The organism is Micromonospora sp. NPDC005203, from assembly GCF_042872705.1.
Lineage (GTDB): Bacteria > Actinomycetota > Actinomycetes > Mycobacteriales > Micromonosporaceae > Micromonospora.
This window is the reverse complement of sequence record NZ_JBIAKV010000016.1, coordinates 93,656-111,855: the sequence shown is the minus strand read 5'-3', so window position 1 is coordinate 111,855 and position 18,200 is coordinate 93,656. Positions and strand designations below refer to the sequence as shown.

Here is an 18,200-nt window from a genome sequence, read left to right as displayed (position 1 = left end):
ACGTTGTGCGGGACGTCTATCGTCCTCGTCGGAGAGGAAGCAGCGCATGCTTTCCGCACTCGATCGTCGGCACACCGTCGCGCCGCCCGGCTACAGCAGGTGGCTCATCCCCCCGGCGGCTTTGGCCATTCATCTCTGTATCGGTCAGGTCTATGCCACGAGCGTCTACAAGAACTCGCTGATCGCCCACTTCGACACGAGCCAGACCGCGATCGGGGTGATCTTCAGCATCGCGATCGTGATGTTGGGGTTGTCCGCCGCGGTCGCGGGGACCTGGGTGGAGTCGAACGGGCCGCGTAAGGCGATGTTCGTCTCGGCCTGTTTCTGGGCGGCCGGCTTCCTGGTGGGTTCGCTGGGTATCGCCACGAAGCAGTTGTGGTTGCTGTATCTGGGTTACGGGTTGCTCGGTGGTATCGGTCTGGGTATCGGTTACATCTCCCCCGTCTCCACGTTGATCAAGTGGTTTCCCGATCGGCCGGGTCTGGCCACCGGGTTGGCGATCATGGGGTTCGGTGGTGGGGCGATGGTCGCCTCTCCCCTGTCCCGGCAACTGCTGTCGTTCTACGACCCCGGCTACGACCCGGCGAACGCGGGCTCGACGGCGTCGGGCAGCGCGCTGGTGTGGTTGTTCGTGACGCTCGGCCTGGCCTACTTCGTGATCATGATGTTCGGGGTGGCGAACGTGCGGGTGCCCGCGGAGGGCTGGCGCCCGGCCGGCTTCGATCCCGCGAGCGTGGCGGCGAAACCGCTTGTCACCACGGCGAACGTGTCGGCGGCGAACGCGGTGAAGACCCGCTCGTTCTGGCTGCTGTGGGTGGTGTTGTTCTGCAACGTGACCGCGGGCATCGGCATCCTGGAGCAGGCCAGTCCGATGATCCAGGACTTCTTCCGGGACAACGGCACGTCGGCGGTGTCGGTGGCGGCGGCGGGCGGGTTCGTGGGGCTGCTGTCGCTGTTCAACATGGCGGGTCGGTTCGTGTGGTCGTCGACCTCGGACGTCATCGGCCGCAAGCCGATCTACCTGGTGTACCTGGGTGTCGGCATGGTGCTGTACGCGCTGCTGGCGCTCGTCGGGCAGACCGCGACGGCGTTGTTCGTGCTGTTGGCGTGCGTGATCCTGTCGTTCTACGGGGGCGGGTTCGCCACGGTGCCGGCGTATCTGCGGGACCTGTTCGGCACGTTCCAGGTCGGGGCGATCCATGGCCGGTTGCTGACCGCCTGGTCGGCGGCGGGGATCGCGGGTCCGCTGATCGTCAACGGTTTCCTCGACGCGCAGGGCGAGCCGGGTTCGTTGACGGCGGCGGCGTACCGGCCGGCGCTGTTCACGATGGTGGGCGTGCTGGCCGTGGGTTTCGTGGCGAACCTGCTGGTGCGGCCGGTGCCGCGGCGCTACCACGAACCGTCGTCGGAGCACGGTGTGGATGAGGACACGATGGCGGAGAGGAGTGCCACGCGATGAGTGACGACAGCCGATCCGGGCAGCGGGCCCGGTTGTGGATCTCCTGGTCGGTGGTGGCGGTGCTGCTCGGTTACGGGGTGGTGCAGACCCTCATCACGGCGGCGAAGCTGTTCACGCGGTAAACCTGCTCCGGCGGTCTCCGACCACGAACGTGGTCCGGCGGTCTCTGCCCACGCACGTGGTCCGGCGGTCTCTGCCCACGCACGTGGTCCGGCGGTCTCTGCCCGCGCACGGGTGGTCAGAGACCGCCGGAGACCCGCAGGACCGTGCCGGTGGTGTACGAGGCGTCCGGGCCGAGCAGCCAGGCGATGGCGGCGGCGATCTCGTCGGGTTCGCCGGCGCGGCCCAGCGGGATGCGGCCGGCGGCGGTGTCGGCGCGGTCGGGTACGCCGGAGTCGGCGTGGATGTCGGTGCGCACGATGCCGGGTGCGACGGCGTTGACGCGGATGCCCTTCGGGGCGAGTTCCTTGGCCAGACCGACGGTGAGGGTGTCGGTGGCGGCTTTCACGGCGGCGTAGTGCACGTACTCCCCCGGGCTGCCGAGGGTCGCGGCGGCGGAGGAGACGTTGACGATCGCGCCGCCGTCGGTGAGGCGGCGGGCGGCCTGCTGGGCGCAGAGGACGTAGCCGACGAGGTTGACGTCGACGACTCGGCGCAGGTCATCGACGCGGAGGTCGGTGAAGGGTCCGATCGGGCTGGTGACGCCGGCGTTGTTGACCAGGCCGGTGAGGGGGCCGAGTTGGGCGGCGGCGTCGAAGAGGTGGTGTATCTGCTCGGGGTCGGTGGTGTCGGCGCGTACCGCGATGGCCTGTGCGCCGGCGGCGCGCAGGTCGGCCAGGACGGCGGTGGCGGCGGCCTCGTCGCGGCGGTAGCACAGCGCGATGTGGTGACCGGTGTGGGCGAGGCGGCGGGCGGTGGCCGCGCCGATGCCCCGGCCGCCGCCGGTGATGACGGTGACGGGTGCCACGGTGCCTCCCGGCGGGTGTGACGGCTGCGCGATGGTCGTGCCGACGCTACCGTGACCGGCGCGGGTGGGTCGTCGAGAGGAGCGTCACATGCGGCGGGCGTTGGTGCTCGGCGGGGGCGGGGTGACCGGGGTGGCCTGGGAGTTGGGGCTGCTGGCGGGGTTGGTCGAGCGGGGTGTGCCGGTCACCGAGGCGGACCTGGTGGTGGGTACGTCGGCGGGGTCGGTGGTCGGCGCGCAGGTGTGTTCCGGGTTGCCGGTGCAGCGGTTCTACGCCGAGCAGTTGGCGCCGCCGTCGAGTGCGGTGGCGGCGCGGTTGGGCTTCGCGGTGCTGGCGCGGCTGATCTGGGCTGGTGGTCGTAGTCGGGACGCGGTGCGTTCGCGGGCGCGGATCGGGGCGATGGCGGTGGCGGCGCGCACCCCGTCGGAGGCGTCGCAGCGGGCGGTGATCGAGGCCCGTCTGCCGCAGCGGGAGTGGCCGGCGCGGCGGCTGCTGGTCACGGCGGTGGACGCGGCGTCCGGGGAGTTCGTGGTGTTCGACCGCGACAGTGGGGTGTCGCTGGTGGACGCGGTGGGGGCGAGTTGCGCGGTGCCGGGGGTGTGGCCGCCGGTGACGATCGGCGCGCGCCGGTTCGTCGACGGTGGGATGCGCTCGTCGGTGAACGCGGATCTGGCGGTGGACGCGCGGGCGGTGTTGGTGCTCGCGCCGACGTCGGCGTCGTTCGGGCCGATGCCGCGGCTGTCGGCGCAGGTGGCCGGGTTGCGGGCGGCCGGGTCGCGGGTGGTGGTGGTGACGCCGGACGCGGCGGCGCGTGCGGCGATCGGACGCGACGTGCTGGACCCGGCGCGGCGGGCGGGCGCGGCGCGGGCCGGGCGGGCCCAGGCCGACGGGGTGGGAGACGAGGTGGCGGCGCTCTGGGTGTGATCGCTTACGCTCACCGCGCGGTCGATCAGACGATGGAGGTGCGCGGTGGCGGGTGTGGGTGTCGGCGACGAGGTGCGGGATTTCGAGTTGCCGGATGAGACGGGTACGCCCCGGCGGTTGTCGGAGTTCCTGGCGGCGGGGCCGGTGGTGCTGTTCTTCTACCCGGCGGCGATGACCCGGGGGTGCACGGCGGAGAGTTGCCACTTCCGCGACCTCGCGGCGGAGTTCACGGCGCTGGGCGCGACGCGGGTGGGCATCAGCCGCGACCCGGTGGCGAAGCAGGCCGAGTTCTCGAAGCTGCACGGCTTCGACTATCCGTTGTTGTCGGACGTCGACGGTGCGGTGGCGCAGCAGTTCGGGGTCAAGCGGCGGGTGCCGTTGGGGCCGTTGAGCATGAAGCGGATGACGTTCGTGATCGGGGTCGACCGGCGGGTCGTCGAGGTGATCCACAGCGAGGTCAGCATGAACGAGCACGCGGACCGGGCGCTGCGGGCGTTGGGCGGCTGAGCGGGGTGTGAGCCCCGTGCGGCGGGTGTCGCAGCCGGCTGGTATCAAGACAGCAATCAAACAGGTGTACGGAAGAGGGTTGTGATGGATGCCGGCCAGGGTTTGTCCACTAGCGAGGTGCAGAGCATCCGGGAGGCGTTGGCGGCCGGGCGTAAGCCGCGGGTGGTGTTCACCGCGGCGGCGGGTCAGATCGTCGGTCAGGTCGGTCAGGTGATCGAGCTGACCGATCCCGAGGTGTCCGACGAGTTCGTGGTGGTGCGGTTCGGTCGGGACGAGTTGCCGTTCTCCCCCGCTGACCTGGCGGTGGCGCCCAAGGGTGTGACGCGTCGGGTGGTGGAGCCGAAGCCGGAGCCGGAGCCCGAGGCGCCGGCGGTGGCGGCGCCGGAGTTCGTGTTGGACACGCCGCGGGTGCCCGCGCAGCGACTGGAGGAGCCGAAGGTGGAGCAGACGGAGAAGCCGCCGGCGCGGCGGGCGGTCAAGGCCGTCAAGCCGAAGGGGCCCGCGGGTCTCACCGTGACGTTGGCGTACGCCGATGGTGAGTGGACCGTCGCCGCGCAGCAGGGCAGCAAGGCCTTGGCGAAGCCGTACGTGGTGAAGCCGGCGGAGGCGTTGAAGATGGTGGCTCTGGTCGACGTGCCGGGGGTGCAGGAGGCGGTGGAGCAGATCCTGGGCACGGAGCGGGCCGAGGCAGAGCAGCAGGCGGACAAGCTGCGCGCGGAGCTGGCCGAGATCGAGGCCCGGTTGGCGGAGTTGCGCGAGGCCCGCTGAGCGTGCTCAGCGCCGGGTGTGGTGGTCCAGCAGCCGGGTGAGCAGGTGGGTCAGCTGTTCGCGTTCGGTGGCGGACAGCGGGGCGAGCAGGTCGCGTTGGACGCGGTCGAGGGTGTCGCCCAGCCGGTGGGCCTCGTCGGTGCCGGTGGTGGTGAGGCTGATGACGTTGCGGCGGCGGTCGGCCGGGTCGGGGGCGCGGACGACGAGTCCCCGACCGGCCAGGTCGTTGACGGCGGCGACGACGTCGCTGCGGTCGATGCCGCAGCGCCGGCCGAGGTCGGCCTGGCTGGCGGGGCCGTCCTCGGCGAGCGCGGCGAGCAGCCGGTAGTGGTAGCCGCGCAGGTCGTGCGCGGCGAAGCCTTCGGTGAGCAGGCGGGTGGCGTGGCTGGCGGTCTGGTTGAGCAGCCAGGTCGGGGTGGTGCGCAGCCCGGCGGGTGACTGCGGGGCGGTGGCGTCCATGGGGGCAGCCTAACAGGAATCGTTGGCGCGACCCACGATCGGGTGTAATGTTGGTTCGGCCAACGTTGGTTTAGCCAATGTTTCCTAGGAGGTGTCATGTCCACCACTCCCCCCCTCAACGGTCAGGTCATCGGCCAGGCCCACTACGCCACCCGGGCACTGCTCGAACGGGCCGTCGCGCCCCTCGGCGTCAGCTTCGGCCAGGTGCTCGCGCTCAACGTCCTCGCCGCCGGCCCCGTCGAGCCGGCTCAGCTCGTGCGTCGGATCACCAGCACCCTCAAGGTCGACGAACCGGCCGTGCACGAGGTGATCGCCAGCCTCACCGACGCCGACCTCGCGCACCTCGATGAGGCTTCCGTGCGGCTCACCGACACCGGTCACGCCACGCAGGCCCGCGTCGCCGACGCCGTAGCGGGAATCACCGCCCGGCTGTACGCGGACATGCCCACCGACGAGGCCGGCATCGCGGCACGGGTGCTCACCCTCGTCACCCAACGCGCGAACGCCGAGCTGGCGGCGATTCCGGCCTGACGGCGACGGTGTTCACCGCGCGGCCGGCACCCAGCCCATGGGGTGCCGGCCGCCTGAACCACCTACCGTTGCGGGCGCTGCCCGAGCTGCGCCACCACGGCCCGTTGCAGCACGGCGGTCGTGCCCAGCACCGTCCCGGGCGGCCCGTCGGCGGTGTCCGCCACGAGATAGCTGCGCTCACCGAGGTAGTCGAACGTCCGCTCATCGAAGATCCACTCGTCGCGGCGGCTGCGCTCGGTGTGGGCGACGGCTATCCCCCGCCGCCCGGCCGCGTCGGTGACCCCGCGCACCACCTCGACCCCGGGGATCTTCGCCGCGGCCCGGTAGAGCGCGGCGCTCGTGCGCGGCGGCACCAACGACTCGCGCAGGATGTCACCGATCGCGGTGAACGCCGCACCGTCGCGGCTGGTGCCCCGACCCCGATCCTCGCGTTCCCCGTACAACTTTGCCAGCAGGGCGTCCGGGTCGTCGGGCAGGTCGACGAGCGCGGCGTTCGGGGTCACATCCGTGAGCGTCTCGTTCTCCGGAATCACACCGACGATCGGCGCGTCGAAGAACGGCTGCCGCAGCAGACCGTCACCCCGTTCGTCACGGGGGATCCAGATCTCCCGCTCGTGCACCGGTCGCAGCCGTGCCGGGCCGTCACCGAGTTCGGCGAAGGCGCCCCGGCTCTTGATGTAGACGTAGCCGCCCTCGCCGGGCGGTGGCATCGGCTTGTCGGCGGCGGCCACGGCCATCCGGTTGAGCAACAGCGTCGCGCCGACGCGTTCGCCCTGCACGACCGGGACGACAAGGGGAGCGCTGCGCGGCGCCCACGGCTGGGCGACCACCCCGACCGCGACCACGACGGCCAGCGCCGCCGCCACCGGCACGAGCACCCGGACCCGCCGGGGCCGCCGTCCCGGCCGCCGGACCTCGGCCAGCAGATGATGCCGCAGTGCCTGTCGGCGCAGCGCCGGCAGGGCCGGCACGGGCGGGGCGGAGAACTCTCTCATCGGTATTCTCCCTGCTCGACGGGGGTCATCCGGGTGCCGGTCAACTCCTGCTGCGCCAGCGCTCGCAGCCGGGTGCGGGCCCGCGACAGCCGGGAGCGCACGGTCCCGACGGGTACGCCCAGCGCCTCGGCCGCCGCCGCGTAGTCCAGGTGCGACCACACGCAGAGCAGGAACACCTCCCGGTCGGCGCGGCGCAGCGCCCGCAGTCCCGCCAGGGCGGCGGCCACCTGGTCGGCGTCGTACATCCGGTCGACGACCTCGTCGGCGAAGTCCGCGACGACGTCGCGTACCGGCAGCCGCCGTAACGCCTCCCGGTGCCGGCGCGCCGCCCGACGGCGATTGCGCAGCACGTTCGTCGCGATGCCGAGCAGCCACGGGCGCAGACTGTCCCCGTCCGGGCGTAGGGATTCCCGGATCCGCCACGCCTCGAGGAAGGTCAGCGACACCACGTCCTCGGCGTGCGCCGGGTCGCCTCCGCTCCACAGCGCGTGTCGATGGATCGCGTCGGCGTGCTCATCGAAGAGCTCACCCAACGCCTCGGAGTCTCCGGCCCGGATCCGGGCCCGCATCTCGGCTGTCGCTGTCACACCTGTATCTGTCCGCTGCGACCGTTGAGTTCCCACGTCCGGTGTGCGAATCCACCGGCACCCGGGCGACGCCGGTCAGAAGTAGTCGAGCAACTGCGCCGGGCCGCCGGCGCCGAGCAGGTCGAGCGCGGCCGGGTCGGCGCCCGGGCGGTGGTGCAGCAGGCCGGCCTGCGCGACCGATCGGGCCTGCGCCGCCCCGGTGTACAGCAGGGCGAAACCGCGCACGTCCAACCGCAGGTCGGCCGCGGAGTCGATCCGGGCCAACTCGGCGTCGCCGTCGGTGACGGTCAGCCGCCACGTGCCGGTGTTCCAGTCGGCGAGCGCGTCGGTGAGGGTGAAGTCGACGACACCCTGGGCGTGGGCGGGCCACCCCCGCGCGCTCACCGCGCGGGCGACGTCGACCGGCCGGTGCATCCACAGGTCCCGCTCGTGGTCGCGTGCCGCCTCCAACGGCAGGACGGTGCTGACGGCGTCGCCGTCGAGCGGGCACAGCCGCAGCGTCGGCGCGACACTGGCCCAGCTGGCGAGGACTCCGACGAGTTCCCGGGCGGCCTCGGCGGTGACGGCCAGGGCCTCGTCGACGGTGAGGACCGAGTCGGCGCCGTAGCCTCGGCCCCGCTGCCAGGTGGCGTACCCGACCAGGTCGCCGTCGTTCTCGACGAGGGTGAGACCGTCGCCGGGCAGGCCCCGGTCGGCGGCGAAGAAGTCGAACAGCTCACCCCGGCGGGTCAGCATGCCGTTGCGGTGCCGGGCGACCCGCTCGTAGAGGTCGGCGACGGCCGGCAGGTCGCCCGGTGTGCCGGCCCGCACGGTCAGGTCCGGGCTGGGCCGGTGCCGGGGCAGCGCGGCGGTGGCCAGATCGACGGTACGCAACACGCCGGCGGCCTCCCACCCGCAGACCCGGTACGGGGCGGCGACGGTCGGGTAGAGCGCGCTGACCGCCGCTCCCCGCTCCCGGGCGCCGCGCAGCAGGGCGGTGAGCATGGCACGGGCCACGCCCCGGCCCCGGGTCTCGGGGGCGACCGCCACCCCGGCGACGTCGGCGGCCGGCACCGCGCGGCCCGACCACCACTGGTCGTGGTGCCGGTCGACGGCCTTGCCGACGAGCCGACCACTGGCGTCGAACGCGCCGTAGCGGGTCATGCCGGCGGGCGTGACGGTGGCGTGCGCGGAGGGCTGCGGGTCGGAGCCGAACGCGAACCGACCCAACTCCCAGGCGGCGTCGAGGTCGTCGGCGCCGAGTTCACGAACGTGCACGGGCTCGGGCATCGGCACACCCTAGCGGGAGAGGCCCGCCCAACCCAACGCTCCGCGATCTTGCAGTTTCTGTCGCGGCATAGGGGGCATTTCCGCGTGTAAAGGCGACAGAAACTGCAAGATCGCCGTGCCGGGTCGCGCGTTAGGCGAGCCCGAGCGCGTTCAGCACGTCGACGAGGACCTGCTGGTCGTGTGGGAGCTGTGGGACGTACTCGGTGATCCCCACACCGACCACCTGGTGTCGTGCGCGCAGCGCGCTCAGCGACCCCGCCAGCGCGGCGGCGGTCAGGCCGCCGGGGGTGGGTACGGCCACGGCCGGCAACGCGGACGGGTCCAGCACGTCCAGGTCGAGGTGCACGTACACCGCGGCGTCGGGCGGGGGCAGCGCGGCCAGCCGGGTCGGGTGCGCGCCCAGTGTGGCGCTGTCCAGCACCGTCAGGTCGTGCTGGTGCGCGTACTCGACCTCGGCCGGGTCGAGATCCCGGACCCCCACCAGCGCTACCTGCCCCGGGCAGAGGCACCCGGCCGCCGGCAGCGCGCCGTCCGCGTCTGCGTCGAGCAGCAGGCGCAGCGGCATGCCGTGTGCCGTCCCGCTCGGCGAGCTCGCGGGTGTGTTGAGGTCGCCGTGCGCGTCGATCCAGAGCACGAACAGCCGTTGCGTGTAGTGGCCCGCGAGGTGGGCCACCGACGCGACCTCGACCGTGCAGTCACCGCCCAACGTCAGCAGCCGCCGCGGGCGGTGCCGGGCGAGTACGTCCCGGTGGGCGCGGTAGGCGTCGACGACAGCGGCCCGGTGGCGGACCCCGTCCTCGCGCTCCGACCCGCCGGGTGGGACCGGCACGGTGAGCCGCTGCGTCGCCGGCGCGGTCAGGTCGCCCAGCGCGGCCGCTCCGTCACGTACCCGGATGTCGTCGGCGCCCTGCCACATCGGTACCAGTACGTCGAGATCCCGGTTCCACATGGCGAGCATCTTCCCAGCCGGGCGGCTGCGCGCCCGGTCGGTCAGTGCTGCGGGATGTTGGCCACGCCGATGCGCTTGCGGAACACCCAGTACGTCCAGGCCTGGTACGCGAGCACGACCGGGGTGAAGATCACCGCCACCCAGGTCATGATCTTCAGGGTGTACGGGGTGGCGGCGGCGTTGGTGGCCGTCAGCGTGCCGGCCGCGTCCAGGGTGGACGGCAGCACGTTCGGGAACAGCGCCGCGAACAGGGTCGCCACCGCGAGACCGATCGCCACGGCGGTGCCGGTGAACGCCCAGCCCTCCCGGCGTACCCGGGCGGCGGCCAGGCCACCGAGCAGGGCGAGGGCCGCGCCGACGGCGAGCACGACGGCCGCCGTGCTGGAGCGGATGCTCAACGTCCAGGTCAGGAACGCGACCGCGAGCACGGCGGCGCCGACGCCCAGGCGCACCGCGAGCGCGCCCGCGCGCTCCCGGATGTCGCCGGTGGTTTTGAGGGCGAGGAACACCGCGCCGTGGGTTGCGAACAGCGCGAGAGTGGTCGCGCCACCGAGCAGGGCGTACGGGTTGAGCAGGTCCACGAGCCCACCGACGTACTCGTGGTCGCCGTCCAGCGGGACCCCGCGCAGGATGTTGGCGAAGACGACGCCCCACAGGACTGCCGGCAGCAGCGAGCCGACCACGATCGCCGCGTCCCACCGGCGTTTCCAGGACGCCTCCGGGCGTTTGTGCCGGTACTCGAAGGCCACGCCCCGGGCGATCAGGGCCAGCAGAATCAGCAGCAGCGGCAGGTAGAAGCCGGAGAACAGGGTGGCGTACCACTCGGGAAAGGAGGCGAACATGGCACCGGCGGCGGTGATCAGCCAGACCTCGTTGCCGTCCCAGACCGGGCCGATGGTGTTGATCAGGACGCGGCGCTCGCGGTCGTCGCGGCCGAGGACGGGCAGCAGCATGCCGACGCCGAAGTCGAAGCCCTCCAGGATGAAGTACCCGGTGAACAGCACGGCGACGAGGAGAAACCAGATGGTGGTCAGTTCCACGATGAGCTCCGTCCGGGATCAGTAGGCGAAGGCGAGCGGGCGCTCGGCGTCGTCGGTGTCGTCGGCGGGCGGCTGTTCGCTGACGTCCGGCACGCCGGCCCTGGCGTAGCGCAGCAGCAGCTTCACCTCGATCACGGCGAGGGTGGCGTAGATGAGGGTGAAAGCGGTGAACGAGGTGAGGACCTCGGCCAGCGACACGCTGCGGGACACCCCGTTGCGGGTGAGCATCTCGCCGAAGACGATCCACGGCTGGCGGCCCATCTCGGTGAAGATCCAGCCGAAGGAGTTGGCCAGCAAGGGCAGCACCGGCATGGCCAGCCCGGCGCGCAGCAGCCACCTGCTGCTCGGGGTGCGGCCCTTGCGCTGGCTCCACAGCACCAGCAGGGCGATCGCGCCGGCGGCCAACCCGAAGGTGATCATGAAGCGGAAGCTCCAGTAGGTGACCGGGATGATCGGGGTGTAGCTGCCCGGGCCGTACTGGGTGGCGTATTGGGCCTGCAGGTCGTCGATGCCGCGTACGGTGCCGTGCGGGTCGCCGGTGCCCAGGAACGACAGCAGGTACGGGATCTTGAGGGCGAACACCTCGCGGCTGCCGTCGAGGCTGCCGATGGTGAGCACGGAGAACGAGGCGGGGCTCTCGGTGGTGTAGAGGCCCTCGGCGGCGGCCATCTTCATCGGCTGCACGTCCGTCATGATCTTGCCTTGGATGTCGCCGGTGAACAGCACGGCGGCGGAGGCGACCAGGACCACCCAGGAGCCGAACTTCGTGGCGAAGCGGTAGGCGTCGGTGTCGGCGGAGTCGCGGTTGCGGATCACGTGCCACAGGCCGACCGCGACGATCAGCGACCCGGCGACCAGGAACGAGCCGGCCAGGGTGTGCGGGAAGGTGATCAGGGCGACCTTGTTGGTCAGCACGGCCGGGAAGTCGGTCAGCTCGGCGCGTCCGCTGTCGGGGTTGATCCGGAAGCCGACCGGGTTCTGCATGAACGAGTTCGCCGCGAGGATGAAGTACGCGGACAGGTTCGTGCCGATCGCGGCGGCCCAGATGCTGGCCAGGTGCGCCCGCTTGGGCAGCCGGTCCCAGCCGAAGATCCACAGGCCGATGAACGTCGATTCGAGGAAGAACGCGACGAGCGCCTCGATGGCCAGGGGCGCGCCGAAGATGTCGCCGACGAAGCGGGAGTAGTCGCTCCAGTTCATGCCGAACTGGAATTCCTGCACGATCCCGGTGACCACGCCCATGGCGAAGTTGATCAGGAAGAGCTTGCCGTAGAACTTGGTGAGTTTCAGGTAGCGCTCGTTGCCGGTGCGGTGCCACATCGTCTGCAGGATGGCGACCAGCACGGACAGGCCAATGGTCAGCGGCACGAAGAGGAAGTGGTAGACGGTGGTGACACCGAACTGCCAGCGGGCAACGTCCAACGCGTCCACCTGAAACCCCCAGCTACTCATACTACGAGACGTAGTAAATACTACTGCTCGTCGTAGACGCTCGGCTGACCCGCACCCACCCCGTGCCGATGACCCTGATCACCCCGACCCGACCTCGCGATCACCCCACCGCGTGCGACGATGGCGCGCTGATGAACACCTCCACCTGGCAGCCGCCGCTGATCTGGCGCGCAGCCCTCCTCCTGGCCCGGGGCCTGGTCGGCCTGCTCGCCCGCCTCGACGTCACCGGCGACATCCCGGCGCACCTGCGGCGCGGCCCGCTGGTGCTGACCGCCAACCACATCAGCCCGTTCGACCCCCTCGTCATGGCCGCCGCCTGCCAGACCCGCGGCATCGCCCCTCGGATCATGGCGACCGCCGGGCTGTTCCGCGTGCCGGTGCTCGGCGCCGCCATGCGCCACGCCGGGCACATCCGGGTCGACCGGGGCACCAGCGCCGTCCACCGGGCACTCGACGACGCCGCCAGCGCCGTCGCCAGCGGGTCGGTGATCCTCATCTACCCCGAGGGTCGGATCGGCCTGGACCCCGGCATGTGGCCCGAACGCGGCAAGACCGGCGCCGCCCGACTCGCCCTGGCCTGTGGTGCCCCGGTCGTGCCGATCGCCCAGTGGGGCGCCCACGAGGTGCTGCCCTACCAGGCGCCCCGCGGAATGCTGCGCGGCATCGCTCACGCGCTGTGGCGCCGCCCGGTGATCCGGGTGCACTTCGGCGCGCCTGTCGACCTGGGCGAGACGAACACCGCCACTCCCGGCGCCGCCCGCCGCGCCACCGAGCGGATCATCGACGCGCTCACCGACACCCTCGCCCCGCTGCGCCCCGACGAACCGGACCTGCCCCGCCACGTCGATCCCGGCCGCCCGAGCGACCTCAGCCGCGCTCACCGCCGCCACCCGCGCTGACCGCCGGTTGAGCTAGCCGACCGCGGCAGGCGCCGATGATCGACTCGGCTTCCTCGAAGCCGGGGCATGCCCGCGCCCCGGACGCCCCGACCTGCAGGAAACCGAGTCGATCACCGACCGCGCCCGTAACCTGTTGCCGCGGGCGCCCAGAGGTGGCACGGCCCGCGGCGCCTGCCCCGAAAGGAAAGATCATGAGCGAGCAGACCGTGCTGATCACCGGAACGTCCACCGGCATCGGGCTGGAGATCGCGCTGGGCTGCGCGCGGGCCGGCTGGCGGACCGTCGCCACCATGCGCGACGTCACGCGCGCCGACCGGCTGCGCGACGCCGCCGACGCCGCCGGGGTCGCCGACCTGATCGACGTACGCCGGCTCGACGTCACCGACCCGGACGCGGTCACCGGCTGCGTCGAGGACGTGATCGGCGGGTACGGCCGGCTCGACGCGGTGGTCAACAACGCCGGCGCCGGGCACGTGGGCACCCTGGAACAGGACAGCGTCGACGACGTGCGGGCCGTCATGGAGGTCAACTTCTTCGGCGTCCTGCACGTCAGCCGCGCCGCGCTGCCGCACCTGCGGGCCAGTCGGGGCCGGCTGGTCACCGTCTCCAGCGTCGGCGGGATCGTCGGGCAGCCGTTCAACGAGGCGTACTGCGCGGCGAAGTTCGCCGTCGAGGGATACCTGGAGTCCCTCGCCCCGCTCGCCGCGACCACCGGCGTGCGTGTCACCCTCGTCGAGCCGGGCGCGGTGGCCAGCGAGTTCGTCAGCAACATCGCCATCGACGCCGCCATCGCCGCCGCCGGGGTGTACGGGCCGGCGCTGCGCGCGTACCTGGCCCGCACCGGGCAGGCGTTCGCCGCCGCGCAGTCCCCCGCCGACGCCGCTGCGGCGGTGCTCGCCGTGCTCACTGACCCCGCACCGCCGGTGCGGGCGCAGACCTCCGACGGCGCCCGGCAGTTCGTCGGCGTCAAACTCGCCGACCTCGACGGCGCCGAGGTCGCCCGGATGACCGGCGCCTGGCTCACCTGACAGCGCACGCGAGCAGGCGACAGAGGCCAGCGGGCCACCCGCCGCAGCCCGACGTGCACGGGCTGACCACCGGCTGCCCGCGCGGGCCGGCTTGGGGGGAATCCCCCAGCGCAAGACGGGTGTCAGCCGGCTTCCGCCCGGACAACCGCGCGCCTAGCGTGATCGTCCGTAGCCCACCGACGACGCAGAAAGATCGGGTGATCCGGTGCTGGCCCCGTTCCACAGGCAAGCCGGCCGCGAGCTGGTGTTCTGCCTCTGCGGGCTGCCGTTCATCGTGCTCAACCCGGTGGCACTCTTCGTGGTCGCGGTGGACCTGAGCTGGTTGGTCAGCACCGGCGCTCGGGGTAACCCCGCCCCGACCGACGTGATCATCGCCGTTGTCAGCGTGGGGCTGCTGCTCGTGCTGCTGGTGTCGACGACGGCGGCCCGCAGGCTCGGCGCAGTGCAGCGCATGCTCGCGACCCGGCTGCTCGGGATCCGGGTCGCGCCGCCGCCGCCGGTGCGCGCCGGTCGGGCCTGGCCCGGCCCGCGCGACGGGGCCGGTTGGCGGGTCGTCGGGTATCTACTGGCCAAGCTGCCGGCCAGCCTGATCGAGCTGTACGCCGTGTTCTTCTGGATCGGCGGCCTGGTCAACCTGAGCTACCCGCTGCTGTGGGGGGCGTTCCGCAACCACCCGCCGGGCGTCCGGCTGGACCCGGTGCCGGTGTTCACGCCGTTCGGGTTGTTCGGCGACGGCACGTTCCGCGTCGAGACCCTCGGCGGCACGTTCGCCGCCGCCGCGGCGGGAGCGGCGATGCTGCTGGCCGCGCCGTGGGTGACCAATGCCGTCACGTCCGCCGACGCCTGGCTGATCCGAGGTCTGCTCGGGCCGGGGCGGCTGGCGCAGCGGGTCCACGAGCTGGAGCTGAGCCGGGCGTCGGCCGTGGACGACTCCGCCGCCCTGCTGCGCCGGCTCGAACGCGACCTGCACGACGGCGCGCAGATCAGGCTGGCCACGCTGGCCATGAACCTCGGCATGGCCCGCCGGAAGCTCGGCGACGACGGCGAGGTCGCCGACGCCGCCGCCGTCCGCGAGCTGGTCGACGCCGCGCTGCGCGGCGCGAAGGACGCGCTCGGCGAACTGCGCACTCTGACCCGCGGGATCCACCCGCCGGTGCTCGACAACGGGCTGCCCGACGCCCTCGCCTCGCTGGCCGCCGACAGTGCGATCCCGGTCGAGCTGGAGATCGGCATCCCGGTCCGGCCCACCCCCGCGATCGAGACCATCGCGTACTTCTGCGCCGCCGAACTGCTGGCCAACGCCGCCAAGCACAGCTTCGCGGACACCGTCGCCGTACGGGTGGCCGGCGGGCGGACAGTGCTGCGACTCAGCGTCGCCGACGACGGCACGGGCGGCGCCGACCCGAGCCGGGGCACCGGCCTGTCCGGGCTGGCGCAACGGGTCGCCGTGGTCGACGGCACGCTGAGCATCGCGAGCCCGCCCGGTGGCCCGACGACGGTCACCGTCGAGCTTCCGCTGCGCGCATGAGGGTGCGCGTCGTGATCGCCGAGGACGCCGCCCTGTTCCGGGCGGGGCTGACCCGCCTGATCGAGGACCACGGCCACCAGGTGTGCGCCGCCGTGGGCGACGGCGACATGCTGCTGGCCGCGGTGACCGCGCACCGGCCCGACGTGGTGGTGGCCGACATCCGGATGCCGCCGACGCACACCGACGAGGGGCTGCGCGCCGCACTGGAGATCCGTCGCCAGCACCCCGGCACGGGGGTACTGGTGCTGTCGCAGTACATCGAGACCAGGTATACGGCCCGGTTACTGACAGGCAACGCGGCGGGCATCGGGTACCTGCTGAAGGAACGGGTGGCCGACGTCGCCGAGTTCGCCGACGCGCTGCGGCGGGTCGCCACCGGCGGTACGGCGCTCGACCCGGAGGTCGTCGGTCAACTGCTGCGCGTCAGCCGCCGCGCCGGCGGCGTGGCGGCGATGACCCCGCGCGAACGCCACGTGCTCGCGCTGATGGCCGAGGGGCGCTCGAACGCCGGCGTCGCCGACGCGCTCGTGGTGACCGGCGGAACCGTGGAGAAACACGTTGCGAGCATCTTCGACAAGCTGGGACTGCCCCCGGACGAGGCCGACAACCGCCGCGTCCTCGCGGTCCTGCGCTACCTGAGTTCGTAGGCCCGCAGGCGCGCGCTGACACCGAGGCTGGGGGCTAACCCCCACGTCGAAGCTGGGGTTTTCCGGTTGGTGCGGACATCGAGGCTCTTCGTACCGTTTGGGCACGATTGTTGTCCCGAAGGGAGCCCTGAGATGAGCGTGGTTTTCGCAGGACGAAAGGCGGTGCGGTGGCGCGGCGTCGTCGCAGCCGCGACCGTTGCGGCAGTGCTGGCCACCACCGTCGGCCCGGCGGCCGGGGCGGCCGCGCCGCCCGGCCCGGATCACCGGTCCACGGTCACGGTGCTCCAGGACGGCCTCGACGACCTGCACGGCCTGGGCGTGTCCGGGACGCAGGGCCTGGTCCGCGACGCGGGCCAGGTGACCATGGCGCGCAGCGGCGTGGCCGACCTGGACACCGGCGCAGCGGTGCCGGTCGACGGGTACCTCCGCATCGGCAGCACTACGAAGACGTTCGTGTCGGTGGTCGTGCTCCAACTCGTCGGCGAGGGCCGGATTCGGCTGGACGACCCGGTCGAACGCTGGCTGCCCGGTGTCGTCAGCGGCAACGGCAACGACGGGCGGTACATCAGCGTTCGCCAGCTCCTCCAGCACACCAGCGGCCTCTACGACCCCACCGGCGACCTGGCCGCCCTGCGGTCGGCCGACGAGTTCCGGGCGCACCGCTTCGACCACTACACCGAGGCGCAGCTGGTGGCGACCGCGATGCGGCACGCGCCGCTGTTCGCCGCCGGCACCGGCTGGAGCTACTCGAACACCAACTACCTGCTGGCCGGGATGCTCATCGAACGCGTCACCGGACACCTGTGGCACACCGAGGTGCGCTCCCGGATCCTGCTGCCGCTGCGCCTGACCCACACGTACTACCCGGGTGACCAGGCGACCCTGCCCCGACCGCACGCCAACGGGTACCGGCAGTTCGCACCCGGCGGGCCGCTTGTCGACACGACCGTGTTCAATCCGAGCGTCACCGCCTCGGCCGGCGGCCTGGTCAGCACCCCCACCGACCTGGCCCGCTTCTGGCAGGCGGTCGGCCGCGGCGAGCTACTGCGACCCGCACAACTGGCCGCACTGCGCCAGAGCGTGCTGGCCGACGGATTCCAGGGGATCCGGGCGGGCATCCGTTACGGGCTGGGCATCATGTGGATACCCAACCGGTGCGGCGGCTCCTGGGCGCACGTCGGCTCCATGCCCGGGATGAGCACCCTCGCCGCGGTCAGCCCGGACGGGCGCCGCACGACGGTCCTGTACCTGGCCACCGAGCTGGCCGACCCGGGCCCGGCGGTGGCGGTCATCCAGCGGCAGATGACACTGCTGGACGACCTGATCTGCGGCTGACGGTCAGCGCGGCGGCGCGAGCGGGCGACAGACGCCCGCCGGCCACCCGCCGGCCACCAACCGGGGGCATACTGCGTCGCGTGTTGACCCGATTCGGCTACCTGGACGCGCCCGCGCCGCTGGCGTTCGCCCACCGTGGCGGTGCCGCCGAGGGAGACGAGAACACCACCGAGGCGTTCGCCCGCGCCGTCGGGCTCGGCTACCGGTACGTGGAGACCGACGTGCACGCCACCGCGGACGGCGTCGCGGTGATCTTCCACGACCCGACGCTGCTGAGGGTCACCGGCGAGGCGGGGCGCATCGCCGAGCTGAACTGGGCCGACCTCGCCTCGGTACGCGTCGGCGGCGCGGCCGTCGTACCCCGGCTCGACGAGGTGCTGGGCGCCTGGCCGCAGGTCCGCTTCAACATCGACGTGAAGGCCGACGGCGGTGTCGAGCCGGCGGTCGCGACGGTGACCGGGGCCGGCGCCGGCGACCGGGTGTTGCTCGCGTCGTTCAGCGACGCCCGGCTGACCCGGCTGCGCGCGCTCACGCAGGGGCGGGTGGCGACCAGCCTCGGCATGCGCGGGGTAGCCCGGCTGCGGCTCGCGTCCCTGCACGGGCGGCCGCTGCGGCTGCCCCCGTCGGTGGTCGCCGCGCAGGTGCCACCGCGCTACGGGAGGGTGCCGGTGGTGGACCGCCGGTTCCTCGACTACTGCCACCGGCTCGGCCTTCAGGTGCACGTCTGGACGATCGACGAACCCGCCCAGATGCACGACTTACTGGATCTCGGTGTGGATGGCATCATGACCGATCACGTCGGCGTGCTGCGCGACGTCTACCGCAGCCGCGGCCACTGGGCCGCCTGATCCGTCGAAG

20 protein-coding genes are annotated in these 18,200 nt (G+C 72.4%); 12 read left to right on the top strand and 8 right to left on the bottom strand.

Annotation, left to right across the window (positions count from 1 at the left end):
* The first annotated feature begins 46 nt into the window (after positions 1–46).
* Positions 47–1,459 (top strand): OFA family MFS transporter, encoded by a 1,413-nt coding sequence (locus ACFYPM_RS27835; RefSeq protein WP_387202927.1) that lies wholly within the window; start codon positions 47–49, stop codon positions 1,457–1,459.
* Positions 1,456–1,581: a hypothetical protein gene (locus tag ACFYPM_RS27830; RefSeq protein ID WP_387202924.1), complete on the top strand. Its 126-nt coding sequence runs from the start codon at positions 1,456–1,458 to the stop codon at positions 1,579–1,581. The genes ACFYPM_RS27835 and ACFYPM_RS27830 overlap by 4 nt, the downstream gene beginning before the upstream one ends.
* 116 nt (positions 1,582–1,697) lie before the next feature.
* On the opposite strand, the gene ACFYPM_RS27825 is transcribed toward ACFYPM_RS27830, so the two are convergent.
* On the bottom strand, positions 1,698–2,426 hold the full coding sequence (locus tag ACFYPM_RS27825; RefSeq protein WP_387202921.1) for an SDR family oxidoreductase: 729 nt from the start codon (positions 2,424–2,426) through the stop codon (positions 1,698–1,700).
* An 88-nt stretch (positions 2,427–2,514) separates the two neighbouring features.
* Between ACFYPM_RS27825 and ACFYPM_RS27820 the strand changes: the two genes are divergently transcribed.
* The 3 genes from ACFYPM_RS27820 to ACFYPM_RS27810 all read left to right on the top strand — a co-directional run bounded on the left by ACFYPM_RS27820 (position 2,515) and on the right by ACFYPM_RS27810 (position 4,623).
* Complete coding sequence (locus ACFYPM_RS27820; protein WP_387202918.1) at positions 2,515–3,348, top strand: patatin-like phospholipase family protein; 834 nt, start codon at positions 2,515–2,517, stop codon at positions 3,346–3,348.
* A 45-nt stretch (positions 3,349–3,393) separates the two neighbouring features.
* On the top strand, positions 3,394–3,855 hold the full coding sequence (locus ACFYPM_RS27815) for a peroxiredoxin (protein ID WP_357249267.1): 462 nt from the start codon (positions 3,394–3,396) through the stop codon (positions 3,853–3,855).
* Between the two features lie 84 nt (positions 3,856–3,939).
* The gene (locus ACFYPM_RS27810; RefSeq protein WP_387202915.1) at positions 3,940–4,623 is read left to right on the top strand and encodes a hypothetical protein; all 684 of its coding nucleotides are present in this window, start codon (positions 3,940–3,942) and stop codon (positions 4,621–4,623) included.
* A gap of 6 nt (positions 4,624–4,629) precedes the next feature.
* Here the strand turns inward: ACFYPM_RS27810 and ACFYPM_RS27805 are convergent, their stop codons facing one another.
* Positions 4,630–5,082, bottom strand: a complete 453-nt coding sequence (locus tag ACFYPM_RS27805) for a MarR family winged helix-turn-helix transcriptional regulator (protein ID WP_387202912.1) — start codon at positions 5,080–5,082, stop codon at positions 4,630–4,632.
* A 96-nt stretch (positions 5,083–5,178) separates the two neighbouring features.
* Between ACFYPM_RS27805 and ACFYPM_RS27800 the strand changes: the two genes are divergently transcribed.
* Positions 5,179–5,613 (top strand): hypothetical protein, encoded by a 435-nt coding sequence (locus ACFYPM_RS27800; protein WP_387202909.1) that lies wholly within the window; start codon positions 5,179–5,181, stop codon positions 5,611–5,613.
* Positions 5,614–5,675: 62 nt separating this feature from the next.
* Here the strand turns inward: ACFYPM_RS27800 and ACFYPM_RS27795 are convergent, their stop codons facing one another.
* From ACFYPM_RS27795 to ACFYPM_RS27770, 6 genes are all read right to left on the bottom strand, one after another.
* Positions 5,676–6,608: a CU044_5270 family protein gene (locus tag ACFYPM_RS27795; RefSeq protein WP_387202906.1), complete on the bottom strand. Its 933-nt coding sequence runs from the start codon at positions 6,606–6,608 to the stop codon at positions 5,676–5,678.
* The gene (locus ACFYPM_RS27790; protein WP_387202903.1) at positions 6,605–7,195 is read right to left on the bottom strand and encodes an RNA polymerase sigma factor; all 591 of its coding nucleotides are present in this window, start codon (positions 7,193–7,195) and stop codon (positions 6,605–6,607) included. The genes ACFYPM_RS27795 and ACFYPM_RS27790 overlap by 4 nt, the downstream gene beginning before the upstream one ends.
* Positions 7,196–7,270: 75 nt before the next feature.
* Entirely contained in the window at positions 7,271–8,464 is a 1,194-nt protein-coding gene (gene eis / locus ACFYPM_RS27785; RefSeq protein WP_387202900.1) for an enhanced intracellular survival protein Eis, read from the bottom strand.
* Positions 8,465–8,594: 130 nt separating this feature from the next.
* Positions 8,595–9,413 carry an arginase family protein gene (locus tag ACFYPM_RS27780; protein WP_387202897.1) on the bottom strand — a complete coding sequence of 273 codons (819 nt, stop codon included), beginning with the start codon at positions 9,411–9,413 and terminating at the stop codon, positions 8,595–8,597.
* Positions 9,414–9,454: 41 nt separating this feature from the next.
* Positions 9,455–10,453 (bottom strand): cytochrome d ubiquinol oxidase subunit II, encoded by a 999-nt coding sequence (cydB, locus tag ACFYPM_RS27775; RefSeq protein WP_357572973.1) that lies wholly within the window; start codon positions 10,451–10,453, stop codon positions 9,455–9,457.
* 18 nt (positions 10,454–10,471) lie between these two features.
* A complete protein-coding gene (locus ACFYPM_RS27770) occupies positions 10,472–11,884 on the bottom strand; it encodes a cytochrome ubiquinol oxidase subunit I (protein ID WP_387203043.1) in 1,413 nt (470 codons plus the stop codon).
* 152 nt (positions 11,885–12,036) lie between these two features.
* Here ACFYPM_RS27770 and ACFYPM_RS27765 point away from each other — a divergent pair, with 152 nt between their 5' ends.
* The 6 genes from ACFYPM_RS27765 to ACFYPM_RS27740 all read left to right on the top strand — a co-directional run bounded on the left by ACFYPM_RS27765 (position 12,037) and on the right by ACFYPM_RS27740 (position 18,190).
* The gene (locus ACFYPM_RS27765; RefSeq protein WP_387203041.1) at positions 12,037–12,804 is read left to right on the top strand and encodes a lysophospholipid acyltransferase family protein; all 768 of its coding nucleotides are present in this window, start codon (positions 12,037–12,039) and stop codon (positions 12,802–12,804) included.
* A gap of 191 nt (positions 12,805–12,995) precedes the next feature.
* Positions 12,996–13,832, top strand: coding sequence for an SDR family NAD(P)-dependent oxidoreductase (locus ACFYPM_RS27760; protein ID WP_387202894.1), 837 nt, complete (start codon positions 12,996–12,998; stop codon positions 13,830–13,832).
* 205 nt (positions 13,833–14,037) lie between these two features.
* Positions 14,038–15,360 carry a sensor domain-containing protein gene (locus ACFYPM_RS27755; protein ID WP_387202891.1) on the top strand — a complete coding sequence of 441 codons (1,323 nt, stop codon included), beginning with the start codon at positions 14,038–14,040 and terminating at the stop codon, positions 15,358–15,360.
* Positions 15,361–15,362: 2 nt separating this feature from the next.
* The gene (locus ACFYPM_RS27750; protein WP_387203039.1) at positions 15,363–16,007 is read left to right on the top strand and encodes a response regulator; all 645 of its coding nucleotides are present in this window, start codon (positions 15,363–15,365) and stop codon (positions 16,005–16,007) included.
* 132 nt (positions 16,008–16,139) lie between these two features.
* Positions 16,140–17,342, top strand: coding sequence for a serine hydrolase domain-containing protein (locus ACFYPM_RS27745; RefSeq protein ID WP_387202889.1), 1,203 nt, complete (start codon positions 16,140–16,142; stop codon positions 17,340–17,342).
* 80 nt (positions 17,343–17,422) lie between these two features.
* Positions 17,423–18,190, top strand: a complete 768-nt coding sequence (locus ACFYPM_RS27740) for a glycerophosphodiester phosphodiesterase (RefSeq protein WP_387202885.1) — start codon at positions 17,423–17,425, stop codon at positions 18,188–18,190.
* Positions 18,191–18,200 lie beyond the last annotated feature (10 nt).

Coding starts and splice junctions, on each gene's coding strand:
- ACFYPM_RS27805 (WP_387202912.1), bottom strand. CDS start 5,082: ATGGACGCCACCGCCCCGCAGTCACCCGCCGGGCTGCGCACCACCCCG.
- ACFYPM_RS27830 (WP_387202924.1), top strand. CDS start 1,456: ATGAGTGACGACAGCCGATCCGGGCAGCGGGCCCGGTTGTGGATCTCC.
- ACFYPM_RS27760 (WP_387202894.1), top strand. CDS start 12,996: ATGAGCGAGCAGACCGTGCTGATCACCGGAACGTCCACCGGCATCGGG.
- ACFYPM_RS27835 (WP_387202927.1), top strand. CDS start 47: ATGCTTTCCGCACTCGATCGTCGGCACACCGTCGCGCCGCCCGGCTAC.
- ACFYPM_RS27765 (WP_387203041.1), top strand. CDS start 12,037: ATGAACACCTCCACCTGGCAGCCGCCGCTGATCTGGCGCGCAGCCCTC.
- ACFYPM_RS27780 (WP_387202897.1), bottom strand. CDS start 9,413: ATGTGGAACCGGGATCTCGACGTACTGGTACCGATGTGGCAGGGCGCC.
- eis (WP_387202900.1), bottom strand. CDS start 8,464: ATGCCCGAGCCCGTGCACGTTCGTGAACTCGGCGCCGACGACCTCGAC.
- ACFYPM_RS27800 (WP_387202909.1), top strand. CDS start 5,179: ATGTCCACCACTCCCCCCCTCAACGGTCAGGTCATCGGCCAGGCCCAC.
- ACFYPM_RS27795 (WP_387202906.1), bottom strand. CDS start 6,608: ATGAGAGAGTTCTCCGCCCCGCCCGTGCCGGCCCTGCCGGCGCTGCGC.
- ACFYPM_RS27810 (WP_387202915.1), top strand. CDS start 3,940: ATGGATGCCGGCCAGGGTTTGTCCACTAGCGAGGTGCAGAGCATCCGG.
- ACFYPM_RS27820 (WP_387202918.1), top strand. CDS start 2,515: ATGCGGCGGGCGTTGGTGCTCGGCGGGGGCGGGGTGACCGGGGTGGCC.
- ACFYPM_RS27745 (WP_387202889.1), top strand. CDS start 16,140: ATGAGCGTGGTTTTCGCAGGACGAAAGGCGGTGCGGTGGCGCGGCGTC.